Origin of the sequence: Streptomyces sp. NPDC056161 (genome assembly GCF_042268025.1) — a bacterium.
Classification (GTDB): Bacteria; Actinomycetota; Actinomycetes; order Streptomycetales; family Streptomycetaceae; genus Streptomyces.
In genome coordinates this window covers 209,011-234,360 of the sequence record NZ_JBHJUV010000002.1, presented here as the reverse complement: position 1 = coordinate 234,360, position 25,350 = coordinate 209,011, and the positions used below count along the sequence as shown (strand labels likewise).

The window sequence follows — 25,350 nt, the reverse complement described above, 5'->3', positions numbered from 1 at the left end:
GTCGCCGTCCTTTCCTCTGCCGATCTGCTGATCTGCCCTCCCGCGTCCGCCGTTCCCGGTGCGCCTCGGCACCGGGCCGCGCCCGTCCCGGTGCCGTCGGCCGACGCGGACCGCGGTCGCCCGGAAGGGCGGGGCACCCCGGGGTCCTCGGTCGGCCGGAGGGCGACCGCACACGGTGCCGGTGGCGCCGGTACCGGATCCCGCGGCGGCCGCCCGGTCGACGGGGTGGGAGACCTTCGGCGGTGTGCGGCCGGTCCCGGAACCAGAACTTCGTGGTGTCCTCCGGATGCCCGGTGTCCGGGAACCGGCCGGGGCGGGCGGGCGTACAACTCCTGCCGGCGCTGGGCTCCTTGCGCAGGGGTGGTCCCGTAGGGGCCGGGGAGCCGCACTCTGCGGGGGCCGCGCAGCAGGGTGGAGTCCGGCTCCTTTCTCCGTCCGTCGTGGTCACGCCGCCTCTTCGGGTCCGCGGGGCCGTGCGGGCGGAACCACCATGGGGCTCGCGGACCGGATCACCAAGGGACTCTTCCGCTCAGTGAAAAGAAATGATCCCGGGGCCCTTGAACCAAGGGCCCTTGGGCGTGACCGCCTGCCGGACTTTTCCGTTCAGTGAAGTGCTGGCTAGGCTGCACCCGCAGGGCCGTGCCGCCGCAGGCCGCTCCGCCACGAAGCCACCGCGGGAACGAGTGAGCCGCCGGGGAGAAACGATGACAGCTGAGCACGGCAACCCCGGCAGGTCGGTGATCCACCGGGCCTTCGCCGTCCTGCTGTCCTTCGACAGCGCCCACCGGTACCTGACGCTGTCTCAGCTGTCGCGCCGCAGCGACCTCCCGGTGGCCACCACCTTTCGGCTGCTCGGACATCTGGAGGCGATCGGCGCCGTCGAGCGCGACACGGCGGGGCGCTACACCATCGGCCCCAGGATCTGGGAACTCGGCATCCTGGCCCCCGCCCATGACGTGATCGGCAAGGGCACCCGGCCGCTGCTGGCCCGGCTGGCGGCCAGGACCGGCATGCTGGTGCGGGTCTTCACCTTCAACGGACACAGCGCGCTGTGCCTGGAGGAAGTCCTGGCCAACGGCGCAAGTGCCCCTGGCAGTGGGCCGGGGCTGACCCTGCCCTTGGCCGACTCGGCTGCCGGGTGGGTCCTCCTGGGCCGCATGACGCCCGCGGCCAGGAAGTCGCTGCCGATGCCCCGAACTCAGTCCGACCGGGTGGAAAAGGGCATCGCCGACTACGGGACGCAGGGCTGGGTCCGGATCGTGCGCTGCGACGGGCAGGCCGAATACGCCGTGGCCGTCGATGCCCTGGGCCGTCCGCCCATGGCGCTTTCCGTCAGCCCGTCGCCGACCCGGAGCGCGGAGGCCGAGGCCGACTCCGTGCCCGTCGCCGTCAACAGCCTGATATCCGAGCTGCACAGCGTCGCCCGTGCCCTCGCCGCCGTCCTGGCCAGACACGCCGAGGTCTTCGAAACATGCGAGTCCACCCCCCTGCGTCGGGGAGAAGGGCACCACCGACCATGACCGGTGAACCGTCCAGCAGTCCCCCGAAGTCCGTCACCGCCAGGGCGCTCGCCGTGCTGGCGGCGTTCGACATCGAGCATCCGCTGCTCACCCTCAGCCAACTCGCCCGGCGCTCGGGACTGCCGGTGGCCACCGTGTACCGGCTCGCCGGTGAGCTGGAGGACGGCCGCTTCCTCGACCGGGACGGCTCCGGCCGGTACGGGCTCGGCGTACGGCTGTGGGAGATGGGGGTGCTCACGCCCATCCACGGCCGGCTGCGCGAAGCGGCCCTGCCCTTCCTGCTCAACCTCCAGTACGACTGCCGGGAGACCGTGCAACTCGCCGTCTGCGACGGTACGGCCGCCATCTACATCGAAAAGCTCACCTCCGAGGTGTCCGTCCCGGCGGAGAGCCGCATCGGTGCCCGGATCCCCCTGCACGCGACCGGCATCGGCAAGACGCTGCTGGCCTTCGGCCCCGAGGCCTTCGCGGAGGCGATCCTGGCCATGCCGTTGCAGCGGTACTCACCGGACACCATCACGGACCGCCGGAAACTGGCCCGCCAGCTCGCGCACATCAGACAGCAGGGCTACGCCGAAAGCCGCCAGGAGTACCACCTGGGCTCCACCTCCATCGCCGCGCCGGTACTGGTCGGCGGGACCGCCAAGGCCGCCATCGGCATCCTCAGCTACACGTTGCGGGACGATCTGGACCAGTACGCGACCGCCCTGCTGCACGCGGCGGAGAACCTGGCCAGGCGACTGGAGGAGACAGCAGGCACCGCCTACCCGAGCCTGAGCGGCCTGGGCCAGGAATGAGCGGCGCACGGCCCGGCCGCACCGGATCGGCCGCAGGCGCCGACCCGGGCAGGGCCGCCCGGCGCCGTCCGCCCGCCGCACCGCGGATCGGGGCAGCCCCCGACGGCATCACCCGGCTGATCCTCCTTCAGCGGGCGCTACGGCGGCCGAAGCCGGGCCCGGCCGCGAGGAACACGCCACCCACCGCACTCACAGGCTGATTTCGTCCAGCAGCGCTGCCGCCAGCTTGGCCGCACCCGGGGCGATCCTGTGGTCGAGCAGGCGGAAGACCTGCTCGGCGCGGATCGCCGGCCACTGTTCCGGCAGATGCTCGGCCGGCAGATACGGATCCCATCGGACGGCCTGCAACCAGTCGGTGTGCAGGCGGATCTGGCAGGCGAGATCGTCATCTGCGGCGGCCGGGGACGCGCCGGTGTCCCACTGGCCCAGGAACTCTCGGTAGCGGGCGGCGATGCCCTCGATGTCGAAGGCGCGGCGGATCAGGTCGGCGGAGTCGGTCGGATCCATGGGCCGGGCCTGCAACGTGGTGACGTGGTCACCCAGTTCGAGGGGCGCGAGGGACTCCGCCAGGTTCTTGGTGCCCGGAGCGATCCACAGGCCGGACTGGAGAGAGGCGAAGCCGGCCCAGGCGAGCCGGGAGCGCAGGTCGTGGCGTGTGCTCACCCGGTCGTTGGGGAGTGAGAAAGCGACCACGGTCCAGGTGCCGTCCCAGTCCTCGTTGACCGCACCGGTGTCACGGACCCGGCGGCGCCCGTCCCGCAGTACCCGGATGGCGCGCTCGGTGAGACCGAAATACGCCTTGCGTCCCCTGCGATGACGCGTCAGCAGGTCACGCCTGGCCATGCGGGACAACGTGGAGCGCACCGCGTCCTCCGACACGCCCAGGCGGCCCAGGACGTCGATGATGCTTCCCGAGTAGAGAGCGACGTCGCGGTCCAGCACGTAGATGCCCAGGAAGCTGAACATCAGTGATTGCGGCCGGGCCGAAGTCGCCATCGCCACGGTCTGCTCGTCCTCGTTTTCGAACGCCACGCCACGAGGGTAGACGAGAACGCCAATGTTGGTCACAATCTCGACGCTGAGAAAAAACCTGCCCTACTTCTTGCCCTGCTTCGAACGGCCGGGCCGACTGGACACCGGTGGCGGTTCCGGGGGACGGCCGGACACGGCCGGCACCGGCCGGCCGACGGCGGTCCCGGACATCCACCGGGCGCGCCTCGCTGCTTCCCGCCGCGAGCAGGCCGTACAGGACGGGCAGCCACGTCATCCACCGCTGAAGCCACGCCGCTCTGCGGGCTGTTCCACCTCAGCGAGCAAGGGAGCTCACGACATGCAGGCCGCTTCTCCCCCTCAGGCGACGCACGATCCACTCCAGTTGCGCCGGGCGGTGACCTCCAGCTTCCTGGGGAGCGTCATCGAGTACTACGACTTCCTCCTGTACTCCACCGCGTCGGCGGTGGTCTTCGCCCACGTCTTCTTCTCCGATCTCAGTCCCGTGGCGGGCACCCTCGCCAGCTTCACCACCTTCGCCACGGGCTACCTGGCCCGGCCGCTGGGCGGGATCGTCTTCGGGCACTTCGGGGACCGGCTCGGGCGCAAGCGGATGCTGGTGCTGACGATGTCCCTCATGGGTGCCGCCAGCTTCCTCATCGGCGTCCTGCCCACCTACGGCCAGGCGGGCACCCTGGCGCCGGTCGCGCTGCTGCTCCTGCGGATCATCCAGGGAGTGGCGGTGGGCGGCGAGTGGGGCGGCGCCGTGCTCCTGTCCGCCGAGCACGCCACCCGGCGGCGGGGACTGTGGGCGAGCTTCACCAACGCCGGCGCCCCCTTCGGCATGGCGGTCTCCACCGTCGTCCTGTCGGCGACATCGGCCGCGGTCGGCGAGGACGCCTTCCTCTCCTGGGGCTGGCGCATCCCCTTCCTGCTCAGCGTGGTGCTGCTGGCCGTCGGCCTGTTCATCCGGGTGCGGGTCGCCGAGACACCGGTGTTCGCCGAGGCGGAGAAGAACGAGGCGGAGAAGATCGAGGCGGAGAAGAACGAGGCGGAGAAGAGGCGGGAACCGACGCCCCGCCGGCCCCTCCCGCTGTGGGACGTGCTGCGCCATCACCCCCGGGTGCTGCTGCTGGGCATCGGGGTCGGCCTCTCCGCCTTCGTCTTCCAGGGCACCGTGACCACGTACATCATTTCCTACGCGGTCCAGGACGGCTTCGCACGGCAGACGGTGCTCAACAGCCTGGCGGTGTCCTCCACGCTGGCCGTGGCCGGCATCGTCGGCTGGTCGGCGCTCTCCGATCGCGTGGGACGGCGTCCGGTGGTGATGGCGGGCGCGCTCGGGGTGGGCGGCTTCTCCTTCGCCCTGTTCCCGCTCGTCGACACGGGAAGCGTCGCGTTGCTCGTGCTGGCGCTGGTGATCGGGCAGTCGCTGGTGCATCCGATGATGTACGGGCCGCTCGCCGCGCTGTACACGGAACTGTTCTCCACCCGCAGCCGTTACACCGGCGCTTCCCTCGGTTACCAGATCGCGGGGCTGGGAGCCGGCTTCGCCCCGCTGGTCTTCACCGAGGTGCGGGCCGACGCCGGCGGGCAGGCGACGCTGATCATCTCTGCGATCATCGCCGCGTTCTGCCTGGGGACGGTGGTCTGCCTCGCCCTGCTCGGGGAGACCAGCCGCACGGATCTCGCCGACGTGGCCGCACAGACCCCGGCACGGCTGCCCGCCGACGACCGGACGGAGCCCGCTCAGACTTCCTGAGCCGCGGCAGGCGCCGTCCGACCAGGGCCGGCCCGCGGTCCGTGCGGCGGAAGGCTTCCGGGCGGCCGGGGATCCGGTCGCTCGCCCTACTGCCCTCGGTGCCGCGGAACGGGCAGGGCCGGTGCGGCCGTTGAGGGGGGCGACGCACGACTTCCCCGGGGAGCGTCCCGGGGAAGCCGCGCGTCCGAAGGGGCGCCAGCCGCTACGGCGCTGCCGCAGCCGACGCCGGAGAACGTCCCGACTGGCCGGCGGCCCCGACGCGACGGTCGGGGGCGCGGTGCCCGCCGCGGCGGGGTCCGTGTCCTTGGCGACCGCGTCCCCGCAGACCGTGTCCTGTGCGGACCGGCGGCTCAGGCAACGGCGGCGTCATGGGTGACCGTGACGACGATCTTGCCGACGTGGCCGCCGGCCGCCATGTAGCGGTGGGCTTCGGCGATGTCGGCGAGGTCGAAGGTCCGGTCGACGACCGGGGCGAAGGAGCCCGAGGCCAGGCCCGCGTTGACGAACGCGACCGCTCGGCGCAGCCGTTCGGGGACCCCGGTGATCTCGAACAGTGTGTAGGTGCGGCTGGTCAGCGCCGGGTAGGACTGCGCGTTCGGCAGCGGGGTGGTCCGCGGGTCGAGCGCGCCGTAGACGACCAGCGTGCCCCCGGGGGCGATGCCCTGGGCGATGGTCTCGACGCCGGGGCCCGCGATCGGGTCGAGGGCGAGCCGGACGCCGTCGCCGCCGGTGATCTCCTTGACGCGGGCGGGCAGGTCCTCGTCGCCGGTGACGATGACATGGGCCGCGCCGGCCTCCAGGAGACGCTGCTTCTTGCCGGCGCCGCGGGTGGTGGCGATCGGGATCGCGCCGAGGTGCCGGGCGATCTGGATGGCGGCCAGTCCGACGCTGCTGGAGGCCGCGGTGATCAGGACGTGGTCGCCCGGACGCACCTGGCCGGACTCGACGAGCGGTCCGTAAGCGGTGACGTAGGCCATCCAGACGGCCGCGGCCCGGACGGGGTCCATGGTGGCGGGGCGGGGCACGACGGCGGCGGCAGGGACGATGACGTGGTCGCCGTAGGTGCCGTACTCGCTCTGCAGGAACGCGGGCACGACGGCGACCGGGTCGCCCTCGGCGAAGCCGTCCACTCCGTCGCCGACCGCGTCGACCGTACCCGCGGCCTCATAGCCGAGCGTGGACGGGAAGACCGGCTGGTCGAAGTAGCTGCCCTCGCGGAACATGATCTCGGCCCGGTTGAGGCCGATCGCGTCGACGCGGATCCGTACCTCTCCCGCTCCGGGAGCACCCGTCTCCACCTCGCGGAGGGTCAGGACCTCGGGACCGCCGAGCCGGTCGAACTGTACGAGCCTTGTCATGGTGGATCCGTTCTGGGAGCAGGATTCGCCGAAGTGCACCGCGTCAGCCCGGTGCCCGCACCCACCCTGCCCAAAATTTCGACTAGCGTCAAAATTTGACGACGATCGAAGTGTCGCCCCCGGTCGCCGGTGTACTCGTGACCCCGCCGGTTCAGGAACGCTCCGTCTCCCGCTCCGTGACGGAGGCGGCCACCACGGACGACAGCAGACCGGGAAACCGCTCCTCCAGCTCCTGTCCGCGCAGCGTGTTCATCTTCGTCGCCCCCACGTAGTACTGCCGGATCACGCCCGCCTCCCGCAGCACGTTGAAGTGGTGCGTCAGGGTCGAAGGCGAAACCGGCGCGTCGAAGGTGCCGCAGCTCAGGTCCTCACCCGCCCGGGTCAACTGGTACACCACCCCGCGCCGCACCGGATCCACCAGTGCCTCCAGCACCTGTTGCAGCGAGACCGCCGACATGTCGGGGTGCTCCACCGTCCGTGCGGCGGTACGAGGGCGGGCCACGGTGACTCCTTGAGATGGCTCCAAAAGGTCAGGCCATCGTACGACCACCATCGGATCCTGCCGCGGTCACGACAGGTCCGGGAACGGCCGGGCCCGGCCCGGCCCGGGATCTGGGCGGGCGGCCGTCCGCCGTCGCGGGGTGGTGATCGTCAGGCGTAGTGGCGGTAGATCGCGTGCGCGGCGCAGGCGGGCTTGTCGCAGCCCTCGATCTCCACGGTGAAGGCGAGCCGCATCTCGACACCGTTGCCGTGGACCTCCTCCGCGGACTCCACCACGCCGTGCAGGCGGATCTTCGCGCCGACCCGCACCGGATGGGGGAAACGGACCTTGTCCAGGCCGTAGTTGAGGCTCATGGAGGCGCCCTCCACGGAAAGCAACTGGTTGAAGAGGGGGATGATCAGGGACAGGGTCAGATACCCGTGGGCGATCGCCGCGCCGAACGGACCGGCGGCGGCGCGTTCGGGGTCGACGTGGAGCCACTGGTGGTCGTCGGTGGCGTCGGCGAAGGTGTGCACCCGGTCCTGGGTGACCTCCACCCAGTCGGTACGGCCGAGGTCCGTCCCGGCGAGGGCCCTGATCTCGTCGAGTCCGGTGACGGTACGGGATGCGGTCATGGCGGGTCTCCTTCAGGTGGTGGTACCGAAGTTCAGGTGGGGTACCGACGTTCAAGTGGTGGTACCGAAGCTCTCGCGGATGCGGGGCTTGAGCAGCTTCCCGGCGCCGCTGCGCGGCAGCGCGTCGGTGAAGACGAGCGACTTGGGGATCTTGTAACGGGCCAGGCGCCCTTCCAAAGAGGCGAGGATGTCCTCGGCGCTCGCCCGCGCGCCGGGTGCCAGGACCACGACGGCACGGGGGACCTCGCCCCACTTCTCGTCCCTGACACCGATGACGGCGCAGTCGCCCACGGCCGGATGCTCGTACAGGACGTTCTCGATCTCGGCCGGGTAGATGTTCTCCCCGCCGGAGATGATCATGTCCTTGGCCCGGTCGACGATGGAGACGTACCCGTCCTCGTCGGCACGGGCGATGTCCCCGGAGCGGAACCAGCCGTCGTGGAGCGCGGCGGCCGTCTCCTCGGGGAGGTTCCAGTACCCGCTCATGACGTTCGGGCCCTCCACGAGGAGTTCGCCGTGCGCGGCGGCTTCGCCCGCGGGGTCGACGATGCGGATGTCGCTGAAGAACTGGGGGAGACCGGCGCTGCCGGGTTTGTCGAGGGCGTGCTCGGCGTCGAGCAGGCACACGCCGGGGGACGCCTCGGTCATGCCGTAGCCCTGGATGAAGCTCAGCCCGCGCTGCTGGTAGGCGCGGATCAGCGGTTCGGGCACCGGCGCACCCCCGCACAGCAGCATCCGCAGCGACGACAGGTCGGCGTCGGCGAACCGGGGCTCCGCGACGACCTCCTGGAACATGGCCGGCACCCCGAACATCACCGTGACCCGGAAGCGCTCGACCAGGTCGAGGGTGCGGGCGGGCGAGAACGATTCCTCGACGACGAGTGTGCCGCCCTTGAGGACGGCCGGCAGACAGGTCATGTTCAGCGTGGCCGTGTGGAACAGGGGCGCGGACAGCAGGATCACGTCACCGGCGGCGAACTCCGCGTCGACCAGGACGTTCAGGCTGTTCCAGATGAGGTTGCCGTGGGTGAGCACGGCACCCTTGGCCCGTCCGGTCGTCCCGGAGGTGTACATGATGACGGCGGTGTCGGTGTGCGTCACCGGGGTGTCGAGAGCCGCCGGTGTGCAGGCGGCGAGGTCCATGTCCAGCCGTTCCCCCACGGCGACCAGGCGGGGGGTGGGGCAGGAGAGGGCGAAGCGCTCGAAGGCCGCGGTGTGCACCAGCACGCTCGCCCCGGAGTCCTGGAGGCAGTGCCGCAGCTCGGGTTCGGCGAGCCGGGTGTTGAGCGGCACGAAGATGGCCCCGAGCTGACCGGCCGCGAAGAAGGTCTCCAGGAAGGAGGGGTGGTTGGGGCCGAGGAAGGCGATGCGGCCGCCGGGTCGCACTCCGAGGCGGCGCAGGTGGTGGGCCAGGCGTGTGGTGCGGTCGTGCAGCTGCGCGTAGGTGATCCGGACATCGCCGTGGACGATGGCGGGGCGGTGCGGGTTCTTGCGGGCGCGCCTCGCGGTCCAGGAGCCGACGCCGTGGTTGCGCATGCGGATGCCGTGCCTTTCGGATGGGGAGCCCGGCCTTCACCGGGGCGGCCGGACTCGCGGCTGACGGGAGGGTGGTCCGACGGGTGCGGGAACCGGCGTACACGGGGCGCGGGGCCCGCCGGTGTGCCGGTGTCGGACACGGGCACTTCGGGTTCCGGTGCGCACCGGAACCGGGCGCGGCAGCGGCGGCCGGGTACCGTTCCTCGGTTTCCCCTGGCACCGGTTCAGGGACCGCCGGTCGTCACTTCTTGCCGAGTCCGAGCAGGCGCAGTGCGTTCTCCTTGAGGATGCGCGGCCTGACCTCGGGTCTGATGTCCAGTTTCGCGAAGTCGTCCAGCCAGCGGTCAGGGGTGATGACCGGGTAGTCCGAGCCGAAGAGCACCTTGTCCTTGAGCAGTGTGTTGGCGTAATGGACGAGCTGCGGCGGGAAGTACTTGGGGGACCAGCCGGACAGGTCGATGTACACGCTCGGCTTGTGGGTCGCCACCGCCAGCGCCTCGTCCTGCCAGGGGAAGGACGGGTGGGCCAGGATGATCGGCAGGTCGGGGAAGTCCGCGGCCACGTCGTCGATCAGCAGGGGGTTGGAGTACTTCAGGCGGATGCCCGCGCCGCCCGGCACACCGGCGCCGATGCCGCTCTGCCCGGTGTGGAAGAGGGCCGGCACACCGAGTTCCTCGATGGCTTCGTAGAGCGGATACGCCATCCGGTCGTCGGGCGAGAACGCCTGCAGACTGGGGTGGAACTTGAAGCCCTTGACGCCGTACTCCTCCACCAGTCGACGGGCCTGGCGTACGGCCGCCCGCCCGCGCCACGGGTCGAGCGAGGCGAAGGGGATCAGGACGTCGGCGTGGGCGGCGCAGTCCTCGGCGATCTCCTCGTTCGGGATGGGCGGGTGGCCGAGGGCGTGTTCGGCGTCGACGGTGAAGACGACGGCGGCCATACGGCGCCGGCGGTAGTGGTCGGCCGTCTCGTCGATCGTGGGCCGGCGGTGGCCGTGCGCGGCGAAGTACTTCTCCGAGGCGGCCATCAGCTCCGCGCTGAGGGAGCTGTGGCCGGTGCGGGACACCTCCGCGTGCGTGTGCATGTCGATCGCGGTCAGCCGGTCCGGGTCCATGGGGGCGGGGGCGGTCATCTCAGTCTCCCTTCGGCGGCTGGGGCGCGGGGATGCCGAACGTCTCGGCCCGCGTGCCGACACCGGTGCTCCAGGCGGCGGCGATCTCGTCGGCGCTCCAGCCGCCGTCACGGAAGTCGGTCTTCTTCTCCTGCGGATGGGACCACAGCGCCAGCCGGTCCCCGCCGATGCCGATCGCCTGACCGGTGACGTCGGCCGAGGCGTCGGATCCGAGGAAGACGACCAGGCCGGCGGCGTCCTCCACGGTGCCCAGCCCCTCCTGCTTGCGCATCCAGTCCGGGAGCGGGGCACCGGTGCGCCCGGCCTCGTCGATGGCGGGCGTGAACGCCGGGATCGTCCTGGTCATCTCGGTGGCTGCCACGGGGATGACGGCGTTCACCGTGATCCGCGCCCTGGCCAGCTCCAGGGCCCAGGTGCGGGCCATGGACACGATGCCGGCCTTGGCCGCCGCGTAGTTCGTCTGCCCGAAGTTTCCGCGCTGCCCGGCCGGCGACCCGATCAGGACGATGCGTCCGCCCTCGCCCTGCTCGCGCATCCGCACCGCGGCGGCTCGGGCGCAGGTGAACGTGCCGCGCAGATGGACACGGACCACGTCGTCGAAGTCGTCGTCGGTCATCTTCCACAGGACCTTGTCCCGCAGGACGCCGGCGTTGGCCACCAGTACGTCGAGCCGCCCGAAGCGCTCCACCGCCGCCGAGATCAGCTCCTCGGCCGCGGCGGTGGCGCCGACCGCGGCGGTCACTCCGAACGCCTTGCCGCCGACCGACTCCACGCTCTGGACCGCCGCGTCGACGACCCGCTGTTCCACATCGTTGACCACGACGGACGCTCCGGCCGCGGCGAGTGCGCGGGCGTAGGCGAGCCCCAGACCGCGGCCACTGCCGGTGACGACGGCCACCTTCCCGGTCAGATCCATGGAACTCCACCCTCCATTGACAGGATTCCTGGTATTGCTGGACAGTCTTGCGACCAACAGGAATCCTGTCAATGGCGTGCGCGGGGCCGGCCGGGCGTCGCGGGGGAGCCGGCACCGCCGGGGTCGTCAGGGCCGCAGGCCGTCCGGGTGCGCCGAGTCGTACGGGCGCGGGTAGGGGCCGGGCCGGTAGGCCGCATAGCGTGGCTCGCTCGCCGGATCCGCCTGCCGGGCGCGGGAGTTGAGCGTGGCCGGCGAGGTGTCCCACCTGCCCGTGTCCAGGCGGTGCTCCAGGGTCTCCAGGGCGCCGATCATCTCGCCCGACGTGAAGGTGCAGTGCCCGGGGCCGTCGACGTACGCCTGGCTCAGCCGGGCGCCCGAGCCGGCCGCGTCGGCGGCCCGGCGGTAGGCGCTCTCCGCCTGGACGGGGATCAGCGGGTCGCCGGTCGTGTGGATGTCGAGCTGGGGGTCGGTCAGCCGGCCGCCGAGAACGCTGGTGTTCTTCATCCACCGTACGGCGGCGGGGTCGGCGGAGACGCGGGGTGCGCGGTTGAGCACCGCGAGGTCGGAGTCCAGTGCGAGACCCGATGCCTTGTACAGCTCCGTCACTTCCTTGAACAGCGGGGAGCGGTGGAGCATCGCGGTGTAGTCGACGCCCGTGTTCCAGGACATGTTGCCCCCGGCGCGGCTCTCGGCCTCCTGCCGCCAGCCGAAGGCGGGCAGTTGGAGGAGTCCCGTGACGGCGGCGTACTGGTTGGCCTGCTGGGCGTCCCAGTCGGTGGGGCCCGGCTCGGTCTGCGTGGTGCTGTTGTAGCCGGGGATGTCGTTCAGGGCCGCGGCGAGGGCGATGCGGGCCCGGCCCCCGGCGGTCAGCTGGGCCGCGGTGGTCCGGGCGGTCAGGTCCGTGGCGGCGCTCTGCGCCTGCGCCCGGTCGGCGAATCCGGTGAGCGGGATGTCCGCGTCCGGTGCCAGCAGCGTCTTGAGCGCGAACACCGAGTCCAGCGTGCTGTTCCAGTTCGCCACGCCGCCCTGCACCAGACCGCACATGGCGAGCGAGCCGTCGAGGCGGTCGGCATGCTGTTCGGCCAGCGTCGTCGTGACGAATCCCCCGTACGAGACGCCCCAGGCGATGGTCCGCCTCGCCGTGCCGAACTGGTCGGTGAACAGGTCCAGGGTGGCGAGCTGGTCGGGTACGGCGTCCGTGACCGCCCAGCCGTTCGTCGCGTACGAGGACCCGATGAGTGCGTAACCCTGGTCGAGGAGGGAGTCCAGGGTGGCCGTACCGGGCGCGTTCTGGGCGGGGTTGGGCAGTCCGGCGGGGACGTAGCCGTGGCTGTAGAGCAGGACGGTGCCGTTCCAGGCGGCGGGGACGTCCATCACGTAGGCGGCGCCGGAGGAGAGGCGGCCTTCCAGATGGGTGTCCGTTGCGGCCTGTGCGGGCAGGGGGGTGAGGGCACACAGGGTGAGGGCCAGCAGGGCGACTGGAGTTCTCATGGGGGTCCCTTCCGATGTCGGGGTGACGGAGCGGGGGTGCCGAAGGGCGTTCGTGCGTGTCGCCCGCAGCCGCCGCACGGCGGGCGTGACGAGCGTCGCGCCGCCGCGCGGCGGCAGGGGTAGCGGGATGCCGCCATCGCCACGCCGGGCGAGCAGGCTGCTCGCAATCAGCGGGCAAACCGGCGCAGTCCCCGGTGGCCCCCCGCATTGACAGGATTCCTGGTGATGGGCGCCAGTCTCACGACCGGCAGGAATCCTGTCAACGGGGTAGGATGGATCCATCATGTGCAGGGCACGCGGCCGCGGCGTGCCCGCCCGGACAGCCGAACGGAGGGCGCCGTGCCGGAAGCCGCCGCACAGCCGGCCGGTCGAGGTGTGAAGACACCTCCCTCACTGCTGTACCTGGTCAAACGCGTCGAACTCGTCGTACGGGCCCGGCTCGACGAACTGCTCAAGCCGTCGGGGGTGACCGCCCTTCAGTACACGGCGCTGACCGTGCTGGAGCGGCATGACGGTCTCACCGCCGCACAGCTCGCCCGTGACTCCTTCGTCACCGCCCAGTCGATGGCCGACATGGTCCGCACGCTGGAGACCCGGGGCTATGTCGTCCGACGCCCCAACCCGGTCAACCGGCGCGAACTCCTCATCGCACTGACCGACCTCGGACACCGGCTCCTCACCGAGTACGCGCAGCCCGTACGCGACCTGGAGAGGCACATGACCGACGGACTCACCGCCGACCGGACCGCCCAGTTGCGCGCCGCGCTCGACCACGCCTGGCGGCAGCTCTCCTGACCCGGCCCGGACCGCCCGGCCGTCGACGGTGCACGACGGCCGCGCTCGGCCCGGTCGGTATCGGCCCGGTCGGTATCGCCCCGCGGCGAGCGCGGTTCGGGGACTACCGAGAGGCACCGGCCCCGACGTACTTCTGGAGCCAGGGCAGCATCAGCGCCCGGGTGGCACTCGTACCGATGTTGAGCGACGACGAGTCGTAGGCGTGGTCCAGGAACGGGATCTCGACGTATCGGTTCGTGATGCCGGCCGCCGTCAGCTTGTCGGCGAACGCCTTCGTGTGGTCCGCGTGGACGAGATGGTCACGGGAGCCCTGGAACATCAGGGTGGGCGGCGCTGCCGGGGTGATCTGGTCGGCGGTGTTCCAGGTATGCGCGCTCGCGCTGCCGAGCCGGTAGTCGACGTCGAGGACGGCATAGCCGTTGTCGGCCAGCCAGCTCGTGTACGGCGTGCGGCCACGGCTGCCGCTGATGAAGCCGCCGCCGTGGATGCTGACGACCAGGGGGGCCGCCGGCGACGCCTTCGGCAGGTAGAGGTCCGCCTTCAGTTGCTCACCGCCGAGCGTGGCGTAGGTGACGGTCCTGTCCGGGCCCCGGCCGAGCGCGCCGCCCGGGGCGGCCGGTGAGAGCGCGAACCACCGGCCGGTCGCCCCGTGCACGGTGAACACCTGCACGGCGGTGGTGATCACGACCAGCAGCAGCGCCGTTCCGCTCATCGCCGAGACGGCGACCGGCAGTCGGCGCCGGCCGCGCCGCCGGCTATCCACGGCCGGCGCATGCCGAACCGCGAGGTCGTACGGTCCGAGAGGCGTCCGGCGAGCGGGCCGCAGATGATCGTGCCAGGGGCACCTCGCGAAGAAGGTTCTGGTAGGCCGCGCGTTCGGCGGTGAAGAGTTGGTACACGGGGAAGCGGGACAGCCACTCCGCCGCCACGTCGCGCGAGGTGTAGCCGGTGCCGTAGGTCTCCAGCAGATGCAGGCCCAGCATCGTGTAGTCGATGTCGTCGTCGCGGACCGATCCGTGGATGCGGCCGGCCGTGATGCCCTCGAAGCCCCACCGGCCGAGCCGGTCCCGCTCGGCGGGATCGTCGAAGGGCACGTACCCCGTGAGCGGGTAGGCGTTCTTCGACGCCAGGTAGTCGCGGATCGACTCCCGGGTGGGGCCGAACTCGAAGGGCTTGCCCATCGTGTTGCCGATGATCCGGCCGTACCAGGCGCCCTGGATCCGGTCGGCGAGCCCGGTGGGCACGGGGCTTCGGACCCGGCGTCCTCTTGCTGATCCCGCTGTGCTGGCTCCTCGCGGACGTCCAGGTCGAGTTCGCCGTCGAGTTGAGTGGCGGGCGCCTGGCCGAATGGCGACGGGTCACCGGCGGGCTGCACGCGCACCGGCTCGCGATCGTCGAGGCCGTGGAGGCGCGCTCCCCGGAGCAGGCCGCCGCCGTCGACGCGCATTCCGCGCACGCGACGAGCCTGATCCTGTCGACACCGCAGGCACGCAGGATCGAACGTTCGGACCCCGGTTACGCGCGGCAGGAATCCGATGAACGGCATGGCGCCGGGCGAGCCGCTCGGCCTGACCCTGCAGTTCGGCGGCTCGTCCGGGTACGGCTTCATGAGCATCGAGCAGCGCCGCCGGGCGAGGGAGGAGTTCCCCGCGGAGGACCGCGCACCGGCGGGGCAGCCGGCCTGATGCTGTCGCTGGATCGAGCCTCGGCGATGGTCGACGCGGCACTCCGCCACGGCACCGCGCTCGGATGCGAACCGCTCACGGTGGCCGTGCTCGACCCCGGTGGGCATCTGCTGGTGCTCAAACGCCAGGACGGCAGCGCGTACCTGCGTCCGCAGATCACCCAGGCCAAGGCGTGGGGAGCCCTGGGCATGGGGCGCGGCACCCGCGCGGTGGCCGAACGCGCGGCCGTTGCGCCGGCGTTCTACACCGCGCCGGCAGGCATGTCCGACGGCCGTGTCGTACCGGTGCCGGGCGGGGTGCTCGTCCGCGACGCCGACGGCACCGTCTCGGCGGCGGTCGGCGTCAGCGGTGACGAACCCGGCAAGGACGAGGCCCGCGCGGTCTTCGGCATCGAGCACGGCGGCTTCGTCGCCGATACGGGGGAGAGGCCATGACCCAGGTCCGTGTCGAGCAGGGCGTTCTCGACGGCAACCGGAAGAACGGCGTGTTCCGGTTCCGGGGTGTCCCCTATGCCGCCCCGCCCGTCGGGGGGACCTGCGCTGGGCCCCGCCGCACCCCTCCGGACCCGCATCAGCGCAGGTCAACAGGGTGCGGCGGCTGCGGCGGCCTCCGTCGGTCAGATGTCGCGGAATGTCTCGATCTGGGCCCCGATCGAGTTGAGGCGTTCCGCCAGGTCCTCGTAGCCGCGGTTGATGACGTAGACGTTGCGCAGCACGGACGTGCCCTCGGCGGCCATCATCGCCAGCAGGACGACCACGGCCGGGCGGAGGGCGGGCGGGCACATCATCTCGGCGGCGCGCCAGCGGGTGGGGCCCTCGACCAGGACGCGGTGCGGGTCGAGCAACTGCAGTCGGCCGCCGAGGCGGTTGAGGTCCGTGAGGTAGATCGCGCGGTTGTCGTAGACCCAGTCGTGGATCAGTGACTGGCCCTGGGCGACCGCCGCGATGGCCGCGAAGAAGGGGACGTTGTCGATGTTCAGGCCGGGGAACGGCATCGGGTGGATCTTGTCGATGGGCGCCTCCAGCTTGGAGGGCCGCACGGTCAGGTCCACCAGGCGGGTACGGCCGTTGTCGGCGACGTACTCCGTGGTGCGGTCGTGGTCGAGGCCCATCTCCTCCAGGACCGCGAGTTCGATCTCCAGGAACTCGATCGGCACCCGGCGCACGGTCAGCTCCGACTCGGTGACCACGGCGGCGGCCAGCAGGCTCATCGCCTCTACCGGGTCCTCGGAGGGCGAGTAGTCCACGTCGACGTCGATGACGGGCACGCCGTGCACGGTGAGCGTGGTGGAGCCGATGCCCTCGACCCGTACGCCCAGCGTCTCCAGGAAGAAGCACAGGTCCTGGACCATGTAGTTGGAGGAGGCGTTGCGGATCGTGGTGACGCCGTCGTAGCGGGCCGCGGCGAGCAGCGCGTTCTCGGTGACCGTGTCCCCGCGCTCGGTCAGGACGATCGGGCGGCCGGGGCGCACGGCCCGGTCCACCGTGGCGTGGTACTGCCCCTCGGTCGCGGCGACTTCCAGACCGAACCGGCGCAGCGCGATCATGTGCGGTTCGATGGTGCGCGTGCCGAGATCACAGCCGCCGGCGTACGGCAACTTGAAGGCGTCCATCCGGTGCAGCAGCGGGCCGAGGAACATGATGATGGAGCGGGTGCGGACGGCCGCCTCCGCGTCGATGGCGTCCAGCTCCAGCTCGGCCGGCGGCACGATCTCCAGGTCGACCCCGTCGTTGACCCAGCGGGTCCGTACGCCGATGGAGTTGAGCACCTCCAGCAGGCGGTACACCTCTTCGATCCGGGCCACCCGGCGCAGCAGGGTGCGCCCCTTGTTCAGCAGCGACGCGCACAGCAGGGCGACACAGGCGTTCTTGCTCGTCTTCACGTCGATGGCGCCGGACAGGCGACGACCGCCGACCACCCTGAGGTGCATGGGGCCCGCGTACCCCAGCGACACGATCTCGCTGTCCAGGGCTTCGCCGATGCGGGCAATCATCTCAAGGCTGATGTTCTGGTTGCCGCGCTCGATGCGGTTGACGGCGCTCTGGCTGGTTCCGAGCGCCTCCGCGAGCTGTGTCTGTGTCCAGCCGCGGTGTTGCCGGGCGTCACGGATGAGCTTGCCGATGCGTACGAGGTAGTCGTCTGCCATGGGGTTGAGGTTATCTCAGATATGAGATGGTGCCCGTTGGGGGGTCCATTCGAGTGACGGGACGTCAGTGGCCCCTGGAGGTACGGCGAGGGGATGGTCCGGGGGGTAACCGGCTGACGTAATAGGTGTTATGTGGCGACATTGTCCGATAAGGGGAGGTTGTGACGAGGTGCTGGCCTCGGCGTGTCGCGCCCGCGGTCACGCGTGGCCGGTGCCGGGGTCCGTCCGGGTCCGCGCCGGGTGGCTCGGTGGCTCGGTGGATCGGTGGTGGAGGGGTGGAGGCCGGGCCCGGCCTGTGCGGCAGGCATCGACTGTGATCGCGGCGTCACCGAACGTGCCGAGGCGGGGGCCCGCACCGGTTCGGTCGAGGCCGGACGGCCGGTCCGGGCATGACCATTCGGGCCCCATGTACTAGAGTTATCTCGACATCGAGATATCTGCCGAGGGGCACCACAGCCGCCACCCCGGTAAGGGCTACCTAACTTAGCCTTACCTTAGCGGAACGGCCCGCGGGCCGTGGCGGCAGGATCGTGGTGGTACGCGCACATCAATGAAGGAGACTGTCGTGTCGGCGAACAGCTTCGACGCCCGCAGCACGCTGCAGGTGGGCGACGAGTCGTACGAGATCTTCCGGCTGGACAAGGTGGAGGGCTCGGCCCGCCTGCCGTACAGCCTCAAGGTCCTGCTGGAGAACCTGCTCCGCACCGAGGACGGCGCGAACATCACCGCCGACCACATCCGCGCCCTCGGCGACTGGGACTCCCAGGCCCAGCCGTCGCAGGAGATCCAGTTCACGCCGGCCCGTGTGATCATGCAGGACTTCACCGGTGTCCCGTGCGTCGTGGACCTCGCCACCATGCGCGAGGCCGTGAAGGAGCTGGGCGGCGACGCCGCCAAGATCAACCCGCTGGCCCCGGCCGAGCTGGTCATCGACCACTCGGTCATCGCCGACAAGTTCGGCACCAACGACGCCTTCAAGGTGAACGTCGACCTGGAGTACGGCCGCAACAAGGAGCGCTACCAGTTCCTGCGCTGGGGCCAGACCGCGTTCGACGAGTTCAAGGTCGTCCCGCCCGGCACCGGCATCGTCCACCAGGTCAACATCGAGCACCTGGCCCGCGTCGTGATGGTTCGCGACGGCAAGGCGTACCCGGACACCCTGGTCGGCACCGACTCGCACACCACGATGGTCAACGGCCTCGGCGTCCTCGGCTGGGGCGTCGGCGGCATCGAGGCCGAGGCCGCCATGCTCGGCCAGCCCGTCTCGATGCTCATCCCGCGCGTCGTCGGCTTCAAGCTCACCGGCCAGCTCCGGCCCGGCACCACCGCCACCGACCTCGTGCTCACCATCACCGAGATGCTGCGCAGGCACGGCGTCGTCGGCAAGTTCGTCGAGTTCTACGGCGAGGGCGTCGCCGCCACCTCCCTCGCCAACCGCGCCACCATCGGCAACATGTCCCCGGAGTTCGGCTCCACCGCCGCGATCTTCCCGATCGACGACGAGACCCTCAGCTACCTGCGGCTGACCGGCCGCAGCGACCACCAGGTCGCGCTGGTCGAGGCGTACGCCAAGCAGCAGGGCCTCTGGCTGGACCCGAAGGCCGAGCCCGACTTCTCCGAGAAGCTGGAGCTGGACCTGTCGACGGTCGTCCCGTCGATCGCCGGACCGAAGCGCCCGCAGGACCGCATCGTCCTCGCGAACGCCGCCCAGCAGTTCAAGTCGGACGTGCTCAACTACGTGGACGCGGGCGACGAGCCGGGCAAGGAGTCCTTCCCGGCCTCCGACTCCCCGGCGGTCGCCCCCAACGGCGCCCCGTCCAACCCGGTCCAGGTCACCGCCCCCGACGGCACCACCTACACCCTGGACCACGGTGCGGTCACGGTCGCCGCCATCACCTCCTGCACCAACACCTCCAACCCGTACGTCATGGTCGCCGCCGCCCTGGTGGCCAAGAAGGCGGTCGAGAAGGGCCTGACCCGCAAGCCCTGGGTCAAGACCACCCTCGCGCCGGGCTCCAAGGTCGTCACCGACTACTTCGACAAGGCGGGCCTGACCCCGTACCTGGACAAGGTCGGCTTCAACCTCGTCGGCTACGGCTGCACCACCTGCATCGGCAACTCCGGCCCGCTGCCGGACGAGGTCTCCAAGGCCGTCAACGACCACGACCTCGCCGTCACCTCGGTCCTGTCCGGCAACCGGAACTTCGAGGGCCGGATCAACCCCGACGTCAAGATGAACTACCTGGCCTCCCCGCCGCTGGTCGTCGCGTACGCCCTCGCGGGCTCCATGAAGGTGGACATCACGCGTGACGCCCTGGGCACCGACCAGGACGGCAACCCGGTCCACCTGAAGGACATCTGGCCGAGCGAGGCCGAGGTCAACGACGTCGTCGCGGGCGCCATCGGCGAGGACATGTTCAACAAGTCCTACCAGGACGTGTTCGCGGGCGACGCCCAGTGGCAGGCGTTGCCGATCCCGACCGGCAACACCTTCGACTGGGACGCCGAGTCGACCTACGTCCGCAAGCCCCCGTACTTCGACGGCATGACCATGGAGCCGGCCCCGGTCGAGGACATCGCCGGCGCGCGCGTCCTGGCCAAGCTCGGCGACTCGGTCACCACCGACCACATCTCCCCGGCCGGTGCCATCAAGGCCGACACCCCGGCGGGCAAGTACCTCACCGAGCACGGGGTGGGGCGCCGCGACTTCAACAGCTACGGCTCGCGCCGCGGCAACCACGAGGTCATGATCCGCGGCACGTTCGCCAACATCCGGCTGCGCAACCAGATCGCGCCGGGCACCGAGGGCGGCTACACCCGCGACTTCACGCAGGACGGCGGACCGGTCTCCTTCATCTACGACGCCTCGCAGAACTACCAGGCCGCCGGTACCGCGCTGGTCGTCCTGGCCGGCAAGGAGTACGGCTCCGGCTCGTCCCGCGACTGGGCGGCCAAGGGCACGGCCCTGCTGGGCGTCAAGGCCGTCATCGCCGAGTCCTACGAGCGCATCCACCGCTCCAACCTCATCGGCATGGGTGTGCTGCCGTTGCAGTACCCGGAGGGCGCCTCCGCCGAGTCGCTCGGCCTGACCGGCGAGGAGACCTTCTCCGTCTCCGGCGTCACCGCGCTCAACGACGGCACCACGCCGCGCACGGTCAAGGTCACCACCGACACGGGCGTCGAGTTCGACGCGGTCGTCCGCATCGACACCCCCGGTGAGGCCGACTACTACCGCAACGGCGGGATCATGCAGTACGTGCTGCGCAACCTGATCCGCAAGTAACCGGCAGCGGCCGAGCCCCGGGCTCGGAGCGCCGCCGCCCAGGGCCGCATCCCCGATGACGGGGGTGCGGCCCTTCGCCGGTCACGTCCCGGGGCAGCCGGGTCATCCGAGTCATCCGGGGCATCCGGGTCATGACCGACCCTCAGCCTGGACACAGGGTCCGCTCAGCGGACCGGGACAGGATCGGGACATGACTGGAACCCCAGGGCCGCGCACCGGCCGTACCCACGGGCCGATCGTCCGCCGCCCCGGCCACGCCGCCCGGCGCGGGGAGTGTCGGAGATGACCGCCGTGCCGGACCCGCCGAGGGGCCGTTCCCTGGGCACGCGGCTGCTGACCGTCGTCGTCGCCGCGCTCGTGGGTCTGAGCGCCGCACTGGCCGTCGGCACCGTGATCGTGCAACGCGCCTACGTCCTGGGGCACCTCGACGACCGGGTGACCGACGCCGCCGAGTGGGGCGCGGACGGTGCGGCCCGCCACCCGGAACTCGCCGCGGACCTCTCCTTCCTCGGCGACGCAGCCGGTCCGGCGGGCCTGCTCGCGGCCCGGCTCGACGGGAACGGGAAGGTCCTGAGCGCGGCGGTGTTCGACGGGCCCGCCGCCGGCTCCACGGACGGGTCCGGCGACGGGGCCACGGACGGGTCCGGCGACAGCGGCACGGACGGGTCCGGCGACGGCCACGGGGACGGCGGGGCCGACCGGAGCGGAGGGAGCGCGGGGCCGCGCGACCTCACCGGCGTCCAGCGCGCCGCCCTCGGGGGCATCGCCGCCGACGGCTCCGCGCACACCCGGACGGTCCCCGGACTCGGCACCTACCGCCTCCTCGCCCTCGACCGGGCGGGGATCCACCTCCTGACCGGCCTCCCCATGGACGACGTACTGGCCGGTCTCGGCGGGCTGGCGACCGCGGAGACCGCGATCGCCGGGGCCGGACTGGCCGTGGCGTGCGGCGTGTGCGCGACCCTCGTACGGCGTCGGCTGCGCCCGCTGCGACACGTCGCCGCCACGGCCGAGGCGATCTCCCGTACACCGTTCGGCACCGGCCGGACGACCGACCTCGCCCGGGTACGGCTGCCGGAGCGGGACACCGGGCCCGGCGGCGAGGTCGCCCGGATCGGCGCCGCCCTGAACCGCCTCGCCGACCAGGCCGCGACCGCGCACGCCGACCGGGTGCGGGCCGAGGAGCGGGTGCGGCGCGGCGAGGAGCGGATGCGGCGGTTCCTGGCCGACGCCAGCCACGAACTCCGCACGCCGCTCGCGGCCATCGCCGGTTACGCGGAGCTGATGAACCACGGCTCCGGCCGCGTCGCCCCGGAGCTTGCCTGGCGGCGGGTCACGGCGGAATCGGCCCGGATGACGGGGCTGGTCGAGGACCTTCTGCTGCTCGCCCGCCTCGACGAGGGCCGTCCGCTGCCATCGGCCGAGGTGGACCTCGCCTGCCTGGTCACCGAGGCGGTGTGGGCGGCGCGGGCCGCCGGTGACGGGCACGTCTGGCGGCTCGAACTCCCGCCGGACGCCCCCGCCCTGGTGGTCGGCGACGAGGCGCGGCTGGGTCAGGTGGTGGCCCGCCTGCTGGCCAACGCGCGCGGGCACACCCCCGTGGGGACGACGGTGGTCGCCACCGTCGAGACCACCCCCACCCATGGCGTCGTCCGCGTCCGCGACGACGGTCCCGGCATCCCGTCCGATCTCCTCCCGGTGGTCTTCGAGCCGTTCACCCGCGCGGACACCTCCCGCGCCCGGTCCGGTGGTGCGGAGGGCGGCGGCTCGGGGCTCGGACTGGCCGTCGCGGCGGCGGTGGTGGCGGCGCACGGGGGCCGGATCGCGGTGGAGAGCGCACCGGGGCGTACGGAGTTCGTGGCGCGGGTGCCGCGCTCCGGCCGGGCAGGACCGGTGGGCGAACTCGGCCGGACGGGGCCGGTGACCGGGGACGCGCTCCGGCCGGAGGAGGACCGGGTGACCGGGGCGGGGCGGACGGCGGAGGCGGTGTAGGCGAGCGGAAGCCGCTCCGGGCGGACCCGGTGGCGGTGCGCACCGGGTCCGCGGGCCGGACGGGCGAGGGGGGATCGACCTGTCCGGGTGGGGCGTGGCTCGTGTCGGACGGAGATGCGACAACGTTGTCGACTCGCCGTCACATGACTTTACCGCCTCAACCGACAACGATGTCAACCCAGTTGGGGTACCCCCGTCGGATGACGCCCGCGGATCCGGAGTGGACTGACGCGACGTCACCGACGGCTGCCGGGCACGAACGCGGCGGCCGGTACCACCGCGCCCGCGGCGTCCGCCGGTCCAGCGCTCGAGGCCGCCGCCGAGGGGGCGACGGCGGTGGTCAGAGCGCCGGATCCCCGGCCTCCGGCTGCCGGATCCCCGGCCTCCGGCGGCTGTCGGATCCCCGGCCTCCGGCCGCCGGTTCCCGGACTGCCGTGACCGCACCGGCATCAAGACGCCGTGTTCTCGCCCGCCTGTTCATCCGCGGGCTCCGCCGCCTGTTCATCCGCGGGCTCCGCCGAGGGCTTCGCCGCGGGCTCCGGCGCCTCACCGGTGACGACGGCCTCCAGTTCCTCCCAGGCCCGGGAGGGCAGGTCCCGTGCCGCCCACCTGGCCGCGGAGCGGACTTCCTCCGGCGTACGGAAGCCGGCCACGACACTTGCCACGACCGGGTGCCGCAGCGGGAAGCGGATGGCCGCGTGGGGCAGAACCGTGCCGTGCCGGCGGCAGACACCGGCCAGGGCGCGGGCCCGCGCGAGCAGATCGGCGGGGGCCGGCCGGTAGTCGAAGTACGCCCCGTCCGCGGGGGAGGGGCTGCTGAGGAGCCCGGAGTTGAAGGGCGCCGCGGCGACCGCGGACACCCCTCGGTCCGCGCACGCGGCCAGGAGCGGCAGCGCGCTCCGGTCGGCGAGGGTCCAGCGGCCGGCCACCATCACCACGTCCACGTCCGTCTCGGCGACGAAGCGCAGCAGTGGCGGGACGGAGTTCATGCCGACGCCGACGGCACCGACGACTCCCTGCTCGCGCAGTTCGACCAGAGCGGGGACGGCCTGGTCGACCGCGGTGTCCATGTGCTCGTCCGGGTCATGGACGTAGACGATGTCGATGCGGTCCACGCCGAGCCGCGCCCGGCTCGCCTCCAGGCTGCGCAGGACGCCGTCCCGGGAGTAGTCGGGCCGCCGGACCGAGGTGTCGGGGACGTCGAAGCCGCCCGCCGCGAGATCGGACCCGGTGGGGTGCGGGTTCGTCACCAGGAGCCGGCCGACCTTGGTGGAGAGCGTGAACCGGTCGCGCGGCCGTCCCGCGAGTGCCCGGCCCAGCCGGCGTTCGGACAGGCCCAGGCCGTAGTGCGGAGCGGTGTCGAAGTGGCGTACTCCCGCCGCCCACGCGGCCTCGATGGTGGCGCCGGCCGTGGCGTCGTCGACGGCGGAGTAGAGGTTGCCCAACGGGGCGGCGCCGAAGCCGAGTTCACCGACGCGCACCGGGGTGCGGCCGATCGTGCGCAGGTTCATGCGACCAGTCCGTACCAGCGTGCCGCGGTCCCGCCGTACACCTCGGCGCTCTCGTCGGGGCTGAGTGCCGCCGTGAGGGTCTGGGCGACCGCGAGGGTGTCGCCGTAGTCGGCGGCGAGCAGGCAGACCGGCCAGTCGGATCCGAACATCAGCCGGTCCGGGCCCAGTTTCTCCAGGAGCACGTCGGCGTGGCGGCGCAGGGCGGGTGCGTGGGGCGCGGGGGCGCGGGTGACCAGTCCGGAGAGCTTGACGGCGACGTTGTCGCAGTGGCCGAGCCGGGTCATGAGGGCCGTCCAGGGTTCCAGGCCGCCCGGTTCGACCTCCGGGTTGCCCGCGTGGTCCAGGACGAAGCGCACCTCGGGCAGCTGGGTCACGGTCCGTACGGCCGCGCTCAGTTGGTCGGGGCGGACGAGCAGGTCGTAGACGAGGCCGGCCGCGCCGACGGCCGCCAGGCCGCGCCGGGCGTCCGTACGGTCCAGCCACCGTGGGTCCGGTTCGTCCTGGACGCCGTGGCGGATGCCGGCGAGGGCCGCGCCGCCCGGATGTTCGCGCAGTTCGGCGAGGCGGTCGGGGATCGCGGGGTCGGTCAGGTCGGTCCAGCCGACGACGGCCCTCACGTGCGGGTCCCGCGCGGCCAGCGCGAGGAGTTCGGGGGTCTCCTCCGCGACCGGGACGGTCTGCACGACCACGGTGGCGTCGATGGCCGCCCGGTGCAGCAGGGGGCGTAGGTCGTCCATGGTGAAGCTGCGGTGCAGGACGGGGATCGGGTGGGTCCACGGCTGGTCGCGTACGTCGAGGTCCCACAGGTGGTGATGAGCGTCGATGCGCACACTCGGTCCCTTGTGTCTTGGGCGGGTCGGACTGGGGCGTGTTTCGAAAGTGGCGTGGGCCCCGGCGGGACTTCGGAAACACGCCCGGTGGCCGGCGGGCCGGTGCCGTCCGGGCGGCCCGCGGCTGTCGGGTCCGCCGGTCCCGGCACGGCGGCGTCCGCGTCAGTCGAGGTGGAAGACCTCCTCCGCCGGGACCCACCACTCGCCCTCGGCGGCGCTGTCCAGGGGCTGCTGGCAGGGATCGGTGAGGGCCCACCAGGCACGGGTGTCCGGGTCCTCGGCGATGGCGGCGGTGTCCTCGGCGTAGTCGTCGCCGCTGTACTCCAGGTAGCTGAACAGCAGGCCGTCCCTCAGGAAGATGGAGTAGTTGCCGATGTGGGCCCGTTTGAGGGCCGCCAGCACTCCGGGCCAGGCGGCGGCGTGCAGACGGCGGTATTCCTCTTCCTTCTCCGGCTTCAGCCGGATGACCGTCGCGAAGCGTTGCATGTCC

At 71.8% G+C, this 25,350-nt stretch carries 22 protein-coding genes; 8 read left to right on the top strand and 14 right to left on the bottom strand.

The genetic code is table 11. The features are described 5' to 3' along the window. The first annotated feature begins 704 nt into the window (after positions 1-704). On the top strand, positions 705-1,520 hold the full coding sequence (locus tag ACFC09_RS02935) for an IclR family transcriptional regulator (protein WP_376523276.1): 816 nt from the start codon (positions 705-707) through the stop codon (positions 1,518-1,520). Beyond that, a complete protein-coding gene (locus ACFC09_RS02930; protein ID WP_376523273.1) occupies positions 1,517-2,317 on the top strand; it encodes an IclR family transcriptional regulator in 801 nt (266 codons plus the stop codon). Before ACFC09_RS02935 ends, ACFC09_RS02930 begins: the two co-directional genes overlap by 4 nt. A 189-nt stretch (positions 2,318-2,506) precedes the next feature. On the opposite strand, the gene ACFC09_RS02925 is transcribed toward ACFC09_RS02930, so the two are convergent. Continuing rightward, positions 2,507-3,349 carry a PaaX family transcriptional regulator C-terminal domain-containing protein gene (locus tag ACFC09_RS02925; protein WP_376523270.1) on the bottom strand — a complete coding sequence of 281 codons (843 nt, stop codon included), beginning with the start codon at positions 3,347-3,349 and terminating at the stop codon, positions 2,507-2,509. A 298-nt stretch (positions 3,350-3,647) separates the two neighbouring features. Between ACFC09_RS02925 and ACFC09_RS02920 the strand changes: the two genes are divergently transcribed. Beyond that, entirely contained in the window at positions 3,648-5,069 is a 1,422-nt protein-coding gene (locus ACFC09_RS02920; protein WP_376523269.1) for an MFS transporter, read from the top strand. Positions 5,070-5,419: 350 nt separating this feature from the next. Here the strand turns inward: ACFC09_RS02920 and ACFC09_RS02915 are convergent, their stop codons facing one another. The 7 genes from ACFC09_RS02915 to ACFC09_RS02885 all read right to left on the bottom strand — a co-directional run bounded on the left by ACFC09_RS02915 (position 5,420) and on the right by ACFC09_RS02885 (position 12,618). Then, positions 5,420-6,427, bottom strand: a complete 1,008-nt coding sequence (locus tag ACFC09_RS02915; RefSeq protein ID WP_376523266.1) for a zinc-dependent alcohol dehydrogenase family protein — start codon at positions 6,425-6,427, stop codon at positions 5,420-5,422. Positions 6,428-6,578: 151 nt separating this feature from the next. Further along, positions 6,579-6,884, bottom strand: coding sequence for an ArsR/SmtB family transcription factor (locus ACFC09_RS02910; protein WP_376523626.1), 306 nt, complete (start codon positions 6,882-6,884; stop codon positions 6,579-6,581). Between the two features lie 194 nt (positions 6,885-7,078). Then, positions 7,079-7,543: a MaoC family dehydratase gene (locus tag ACFC09_RS02905; RefSeq protein WP_376523265.1), complete on the bottom strand. Its 465-nt coding sequence runs from the start codon at positions 7,541-7,543 to the stop codon at positions 7,079-7,081. 51 nt (positions 7,544-7,594) lie between these two features. Continuing rightward, positions 7,595-9,079: an o-succinylbenzoate--CoA ligase gene (gene menE, locus ACFC09_RS02900; RefSeq protein WP_376523263.1), complete on the bottom strand. Its 1,485-nt coding sequence runs from the start codon at positions 9,077-9,079 to the stop codon at positions 7,595-7,597. 241 nt (positions 9,080-9,320) lie between these two features. Further along, positions 9,321-10,193: an amidohydrolase family protein gene (locus ACFC09_RS02895; protein WP_376523624.1), complete on the bottom strand. Its 873-nt coding sequence runs from the start codon at positions 10,191-10,193 to the stop codon at positions 9,321-9,323. A gap of 19 nt (positions 10,194-10,212) precedes the next feature. Then, positions 10,213-11,127 (bottom strand): SDR family oxidoreductase, encoded by a 915-nt coding sequence (locus ACFC09_RS02890; protein WP_376523260.1) that lies wholly within the window; start codon positions 11,125-11,127, stop codon positions 10,213-10,215. Positions 11,128-11,253: 126 nt separating this feature from the next. Then, the gene (locus ACFC09_RS02885) at positions 11,254-12,618 is read right to left on the bottom strand and encodes an alpha/beta hydrolase family protein (RefSeq protein ID WP_376523257.1); all 1,365 of its coding nucleotides are present in this window, start codon (positions 12,616-12,618) and stop codon (positions 11,254-11,256) included. A gap of 375 nt (positions 12,619-12,993) precedes the next feature. Between ACFC09_RS02885 and ACFC09_RS02880 the strand changes: the two genes are divergently transcribed. Continuing rightward, a complete protein-coding gene (locus ACFC09_RS02880) occupies positions 12,994-13,413 on the top strand; it encodes a MarR family winged helix-turn-helix transcriptional regulator (RefSeq protein WP_376523255.1) in 420 nt (139 codons plus the stop codon). Between the two features lie 103 nt (positions 13,414-13,516). Here ACFC09_RS02880 and ACFC09_RS02875 read toward each other — a convergent pair whose 3' ends face one another. Beyond that, a complete protein-coding gene (locus tag ACFC09_RS02875; RefSeq protein ID WP_376523252.1) occupies positions 13,517-14,125 on the bottom strand; it encodes an alpha/beta hydrolase in 609 nt (202 codons plus the stop codon). A 43-nt stretch (positions 14,126-14,168) separates the two neighbouring features. Continuing rightward, positions 14,169-14,657, bottom strand: a complete 489-nt coding sequence (locus ACFC09_RS02870; protein ID WP_376523250.1) for an ADP-ribosylglycohydrolase family protein — start codon at positions 14,655-14,657, stop codon at positions 14,169-14,171. A gap of 291 nt (positions 14,658-14,948) precedes the next feature. On the opposite strand from ACFC09_RS02870, the gene ACFC09_RS02865 reads away from it, so the two are divergent. Next, a complete protein-coding gene (locus ACFC09_RS02865) occupies positions 14,949-15,098 on the top strand; it encodes a hypothetical protein (RefSeq protein WP_376523248.1) in 150 nt (49 codons plus the stop codon). After that, positions 15,098-15,532 (top strand): heme-binding protein, encoded by a 435-nt coding sequence (locus tag ACFC09_RS02860; RefSeq protein ID WP_376523246.1) that lies wholly within the window; start codon positions 15,098-15,100, stop codon positions 15,530-15,532. The genes ACFC09_RS02865 and ACFC09_RS02860 overlap by 1 nt, the downstream gene beginning before the upstream one ends. 182 nt (positions 15,533-15,714) lie before the next feature. On the opposite strand, the gene ACFC09_RS02855 is transcribed toward ACFC09_RS02860, so the two are convergent. Continuing rightward, positions 15,715-17,244 (bottom strand): helix-turn-helix domain-containing protein, encoded by a 1,530-nt coding sequence (locus ACFC09_RS02855; RefSeq protein WP_376523243.1) that lies wholly within the window; start codon positions 17,242-17,244, stop codon positions 15,715-15,717. A gap of 565 nt (positions 17,245-17,809) precedes the next feature. Between ACFC09_RS02855 and acnA the strand changes: the two genes are divergently transcribed. After that, a complete protein-coding gene (gene acnA, locus ACFC09_RS02850) occupies positions 17,810-20,527 on the top strand; it encodes an aconitate hydratase AcnA (RefSeq protein WP_376523240.1) in 2,718 nt (905 codons plus the stop codon). A 282-nt stretch (positions 20,528-20,809) separates the two neighbouring features. Further along, a complete protein-coding gene (locus tag ACFC09_RS02845; RefSeq protein WP_376523238.1) occupies positions 20,810-22,519 on the top strand; it encodes a sensor histidine kinase in 1,710 nt (569 codons plus the stop codon). A gap of 449 nt (positions 22,520-22,968) precedes the next feature. Here the strand turns inward: ACFC09_RS02845 and ACFC09_RS02840 are convergent, their stop codons facing one another. The 3 genes from ACFC09_RS02840 to ACFC09_RS02830 form a co-directional block, all read right to left on the bottom strand. Beyond that, positions 22,969-24,030: an aldo/keto reductase gene (locus ACFC09_RS02840; RefSeq protein WP_376523233.1), complete on the bottom strand. Its 1,062-nt coding sequence runs from the start codon at positions 24,028-24,030 to the stop codon at positions 22,969-22,971. Then, entirely contained in the window at positions 24,027-24,860 is an 834-nt protein-coding gene (locus tag ACFC09_RS02835; protein WP_376523230.1) for an amidohydrolase family protein, read from the bottom strand. Before ACFC09_RS02835 ends, ACFC09_RS02840 begins: the two co-directional genes overlap by 4 nt. 162 nt (positions 24,861-25,022) lie before the next feature. Then, positions 25,023-25,346: an L-rhamnose mutarotase gene (locus ACFC09_RS02830; protein WP_376523227.1), complete on the bottom strand. Its 324-nt coding sequence runs from the start codon at positions 25,344-25,346 to the stop codon at positions 25,023-25,025. Positions 25,347-25,350: the final 4 nt, after the last annotated feature.

Bases quoted from the DNA above. Each gene is read 5' to 3' on its own strand.
- ACFC09_RS02935 (WP_376523276.1), top strand. From the start codon at position 705: ATGACAGCTGAGCACGGCAACCCCGGCAGGTCGGTGATCCACCGGGCC.
- ACFC09_RS02930 (WP_376523273.1), top strand. From the start codon at position 1,517: ATGACCGGTGAACCGTCCAGCAGTCCCCCGAAGTCCGTCACCGCCAGG.
- ACFC09_RS02920 (WP_376523269.1), top strand. From the start codon at position 3,648: ATGCAGGCCGCTTCTCCCCCTCAGGCGACGCACGATCCACTCCAGTTG.
- ACFC09_RS02915 (WP_376523266.1), bottom strand. From the start codon at position 6,427: ATGACAAGGCTCGTACAGTTCGACCGGCTCGGCGGTCCCGAGGTCCTG.
- ACFC09_RS02910 (WP_376523626.1), bottom strand. From the start codon at position 6,884: ATGTCGGCGGTCTCGCTGCAACAGGTGCTGGAGGCACTGGTGGATCCG.
- ACFC09_RS02905 (WP_376523265.1), bottom strand. From the start codon at position 7,543: ATGACCGCATCCCGTACCGTCACCGGACTCGACGAGATCAGGGCCCTC.
- menE (WP_376523263.1), bottom strand. From the start codon at position 9,079: ATGCGCAACCACGGCGTCGGCTCCTGGACCGCGAGGCGCGCCCGCAAG.
- ACFC09_RS02895 (WP_376523624.1), bottom strand. From the start codon at position 10,193: ATGGACCCGGACCGGCTGACCGCGATCGACATGCACACGCACGCGGAG.
- ACFC09_RS02890 (WP_376523260.1), bottom strand. From the start codon at position 11,127: ATGGATCTGACCGGGAAGGTGGCCGTCGTCACCGGCAGTGGCCGCGGT.
- ACFC09_RS02885 (WP_376523257.1), bottom strand. From the start codon at position 12,618: ATGAGAACTCCAGTCGCCCTGCTGGCCCTCACCCTGTGTGCCCTCACC.
- ACFC09_RS02875 (WP_376523252.1), bottom strand. From the start codon at position 14,125: ATGAGCGGAACGGCGCTGCTGCTGGTCGTGATCACCACCGCCGTGCAG.
- ACFC09_RS02865 (WP_376523248.1), top strand. From the start codon at position 14,949: ATGAACGGCATGGCGCCGGGCGAGCCGCTCGGCCTGACCCTGCAGTTC.
- ACFC09_RS02860 (WP_376523246.1), top strand. From the start codon at position 15,098: ATGCTGTCGCTGGATCGAGCCTCGGCGATGGTCGACGCGGCACTCCGC.
- ACFC09_RS02855 (WP_376523243.1), bottom strand. From the start codon at position 17,244: ATGGCAGACGACTACCTCGTACGCATCGGCAAGCTCATCCGTGACGCC.
- ACFC09_RS02845 (WP_376523238.1), top strand. From the start codon at position 20,810: ATGACCGCCGTGCCGGACCCGCCGAGGGGCCGTTCCCTGGGCACGCGG.
- ACFC09_RS02840 (WP_376523233.1), bottom strand. From the start codon at position 24,030: ATGAACCTGCGCACGATCGGCCGCACCCCGGTGCGCGTCGGTGAACTC.
- ACFC09_RS02830 (WP_376523227.1), bottom strand. From the start codon at position 25,346: ATGCAACGCTTCGCGACGGTCATCCGGCTGAAGCCGGAGAAGGAAGAG.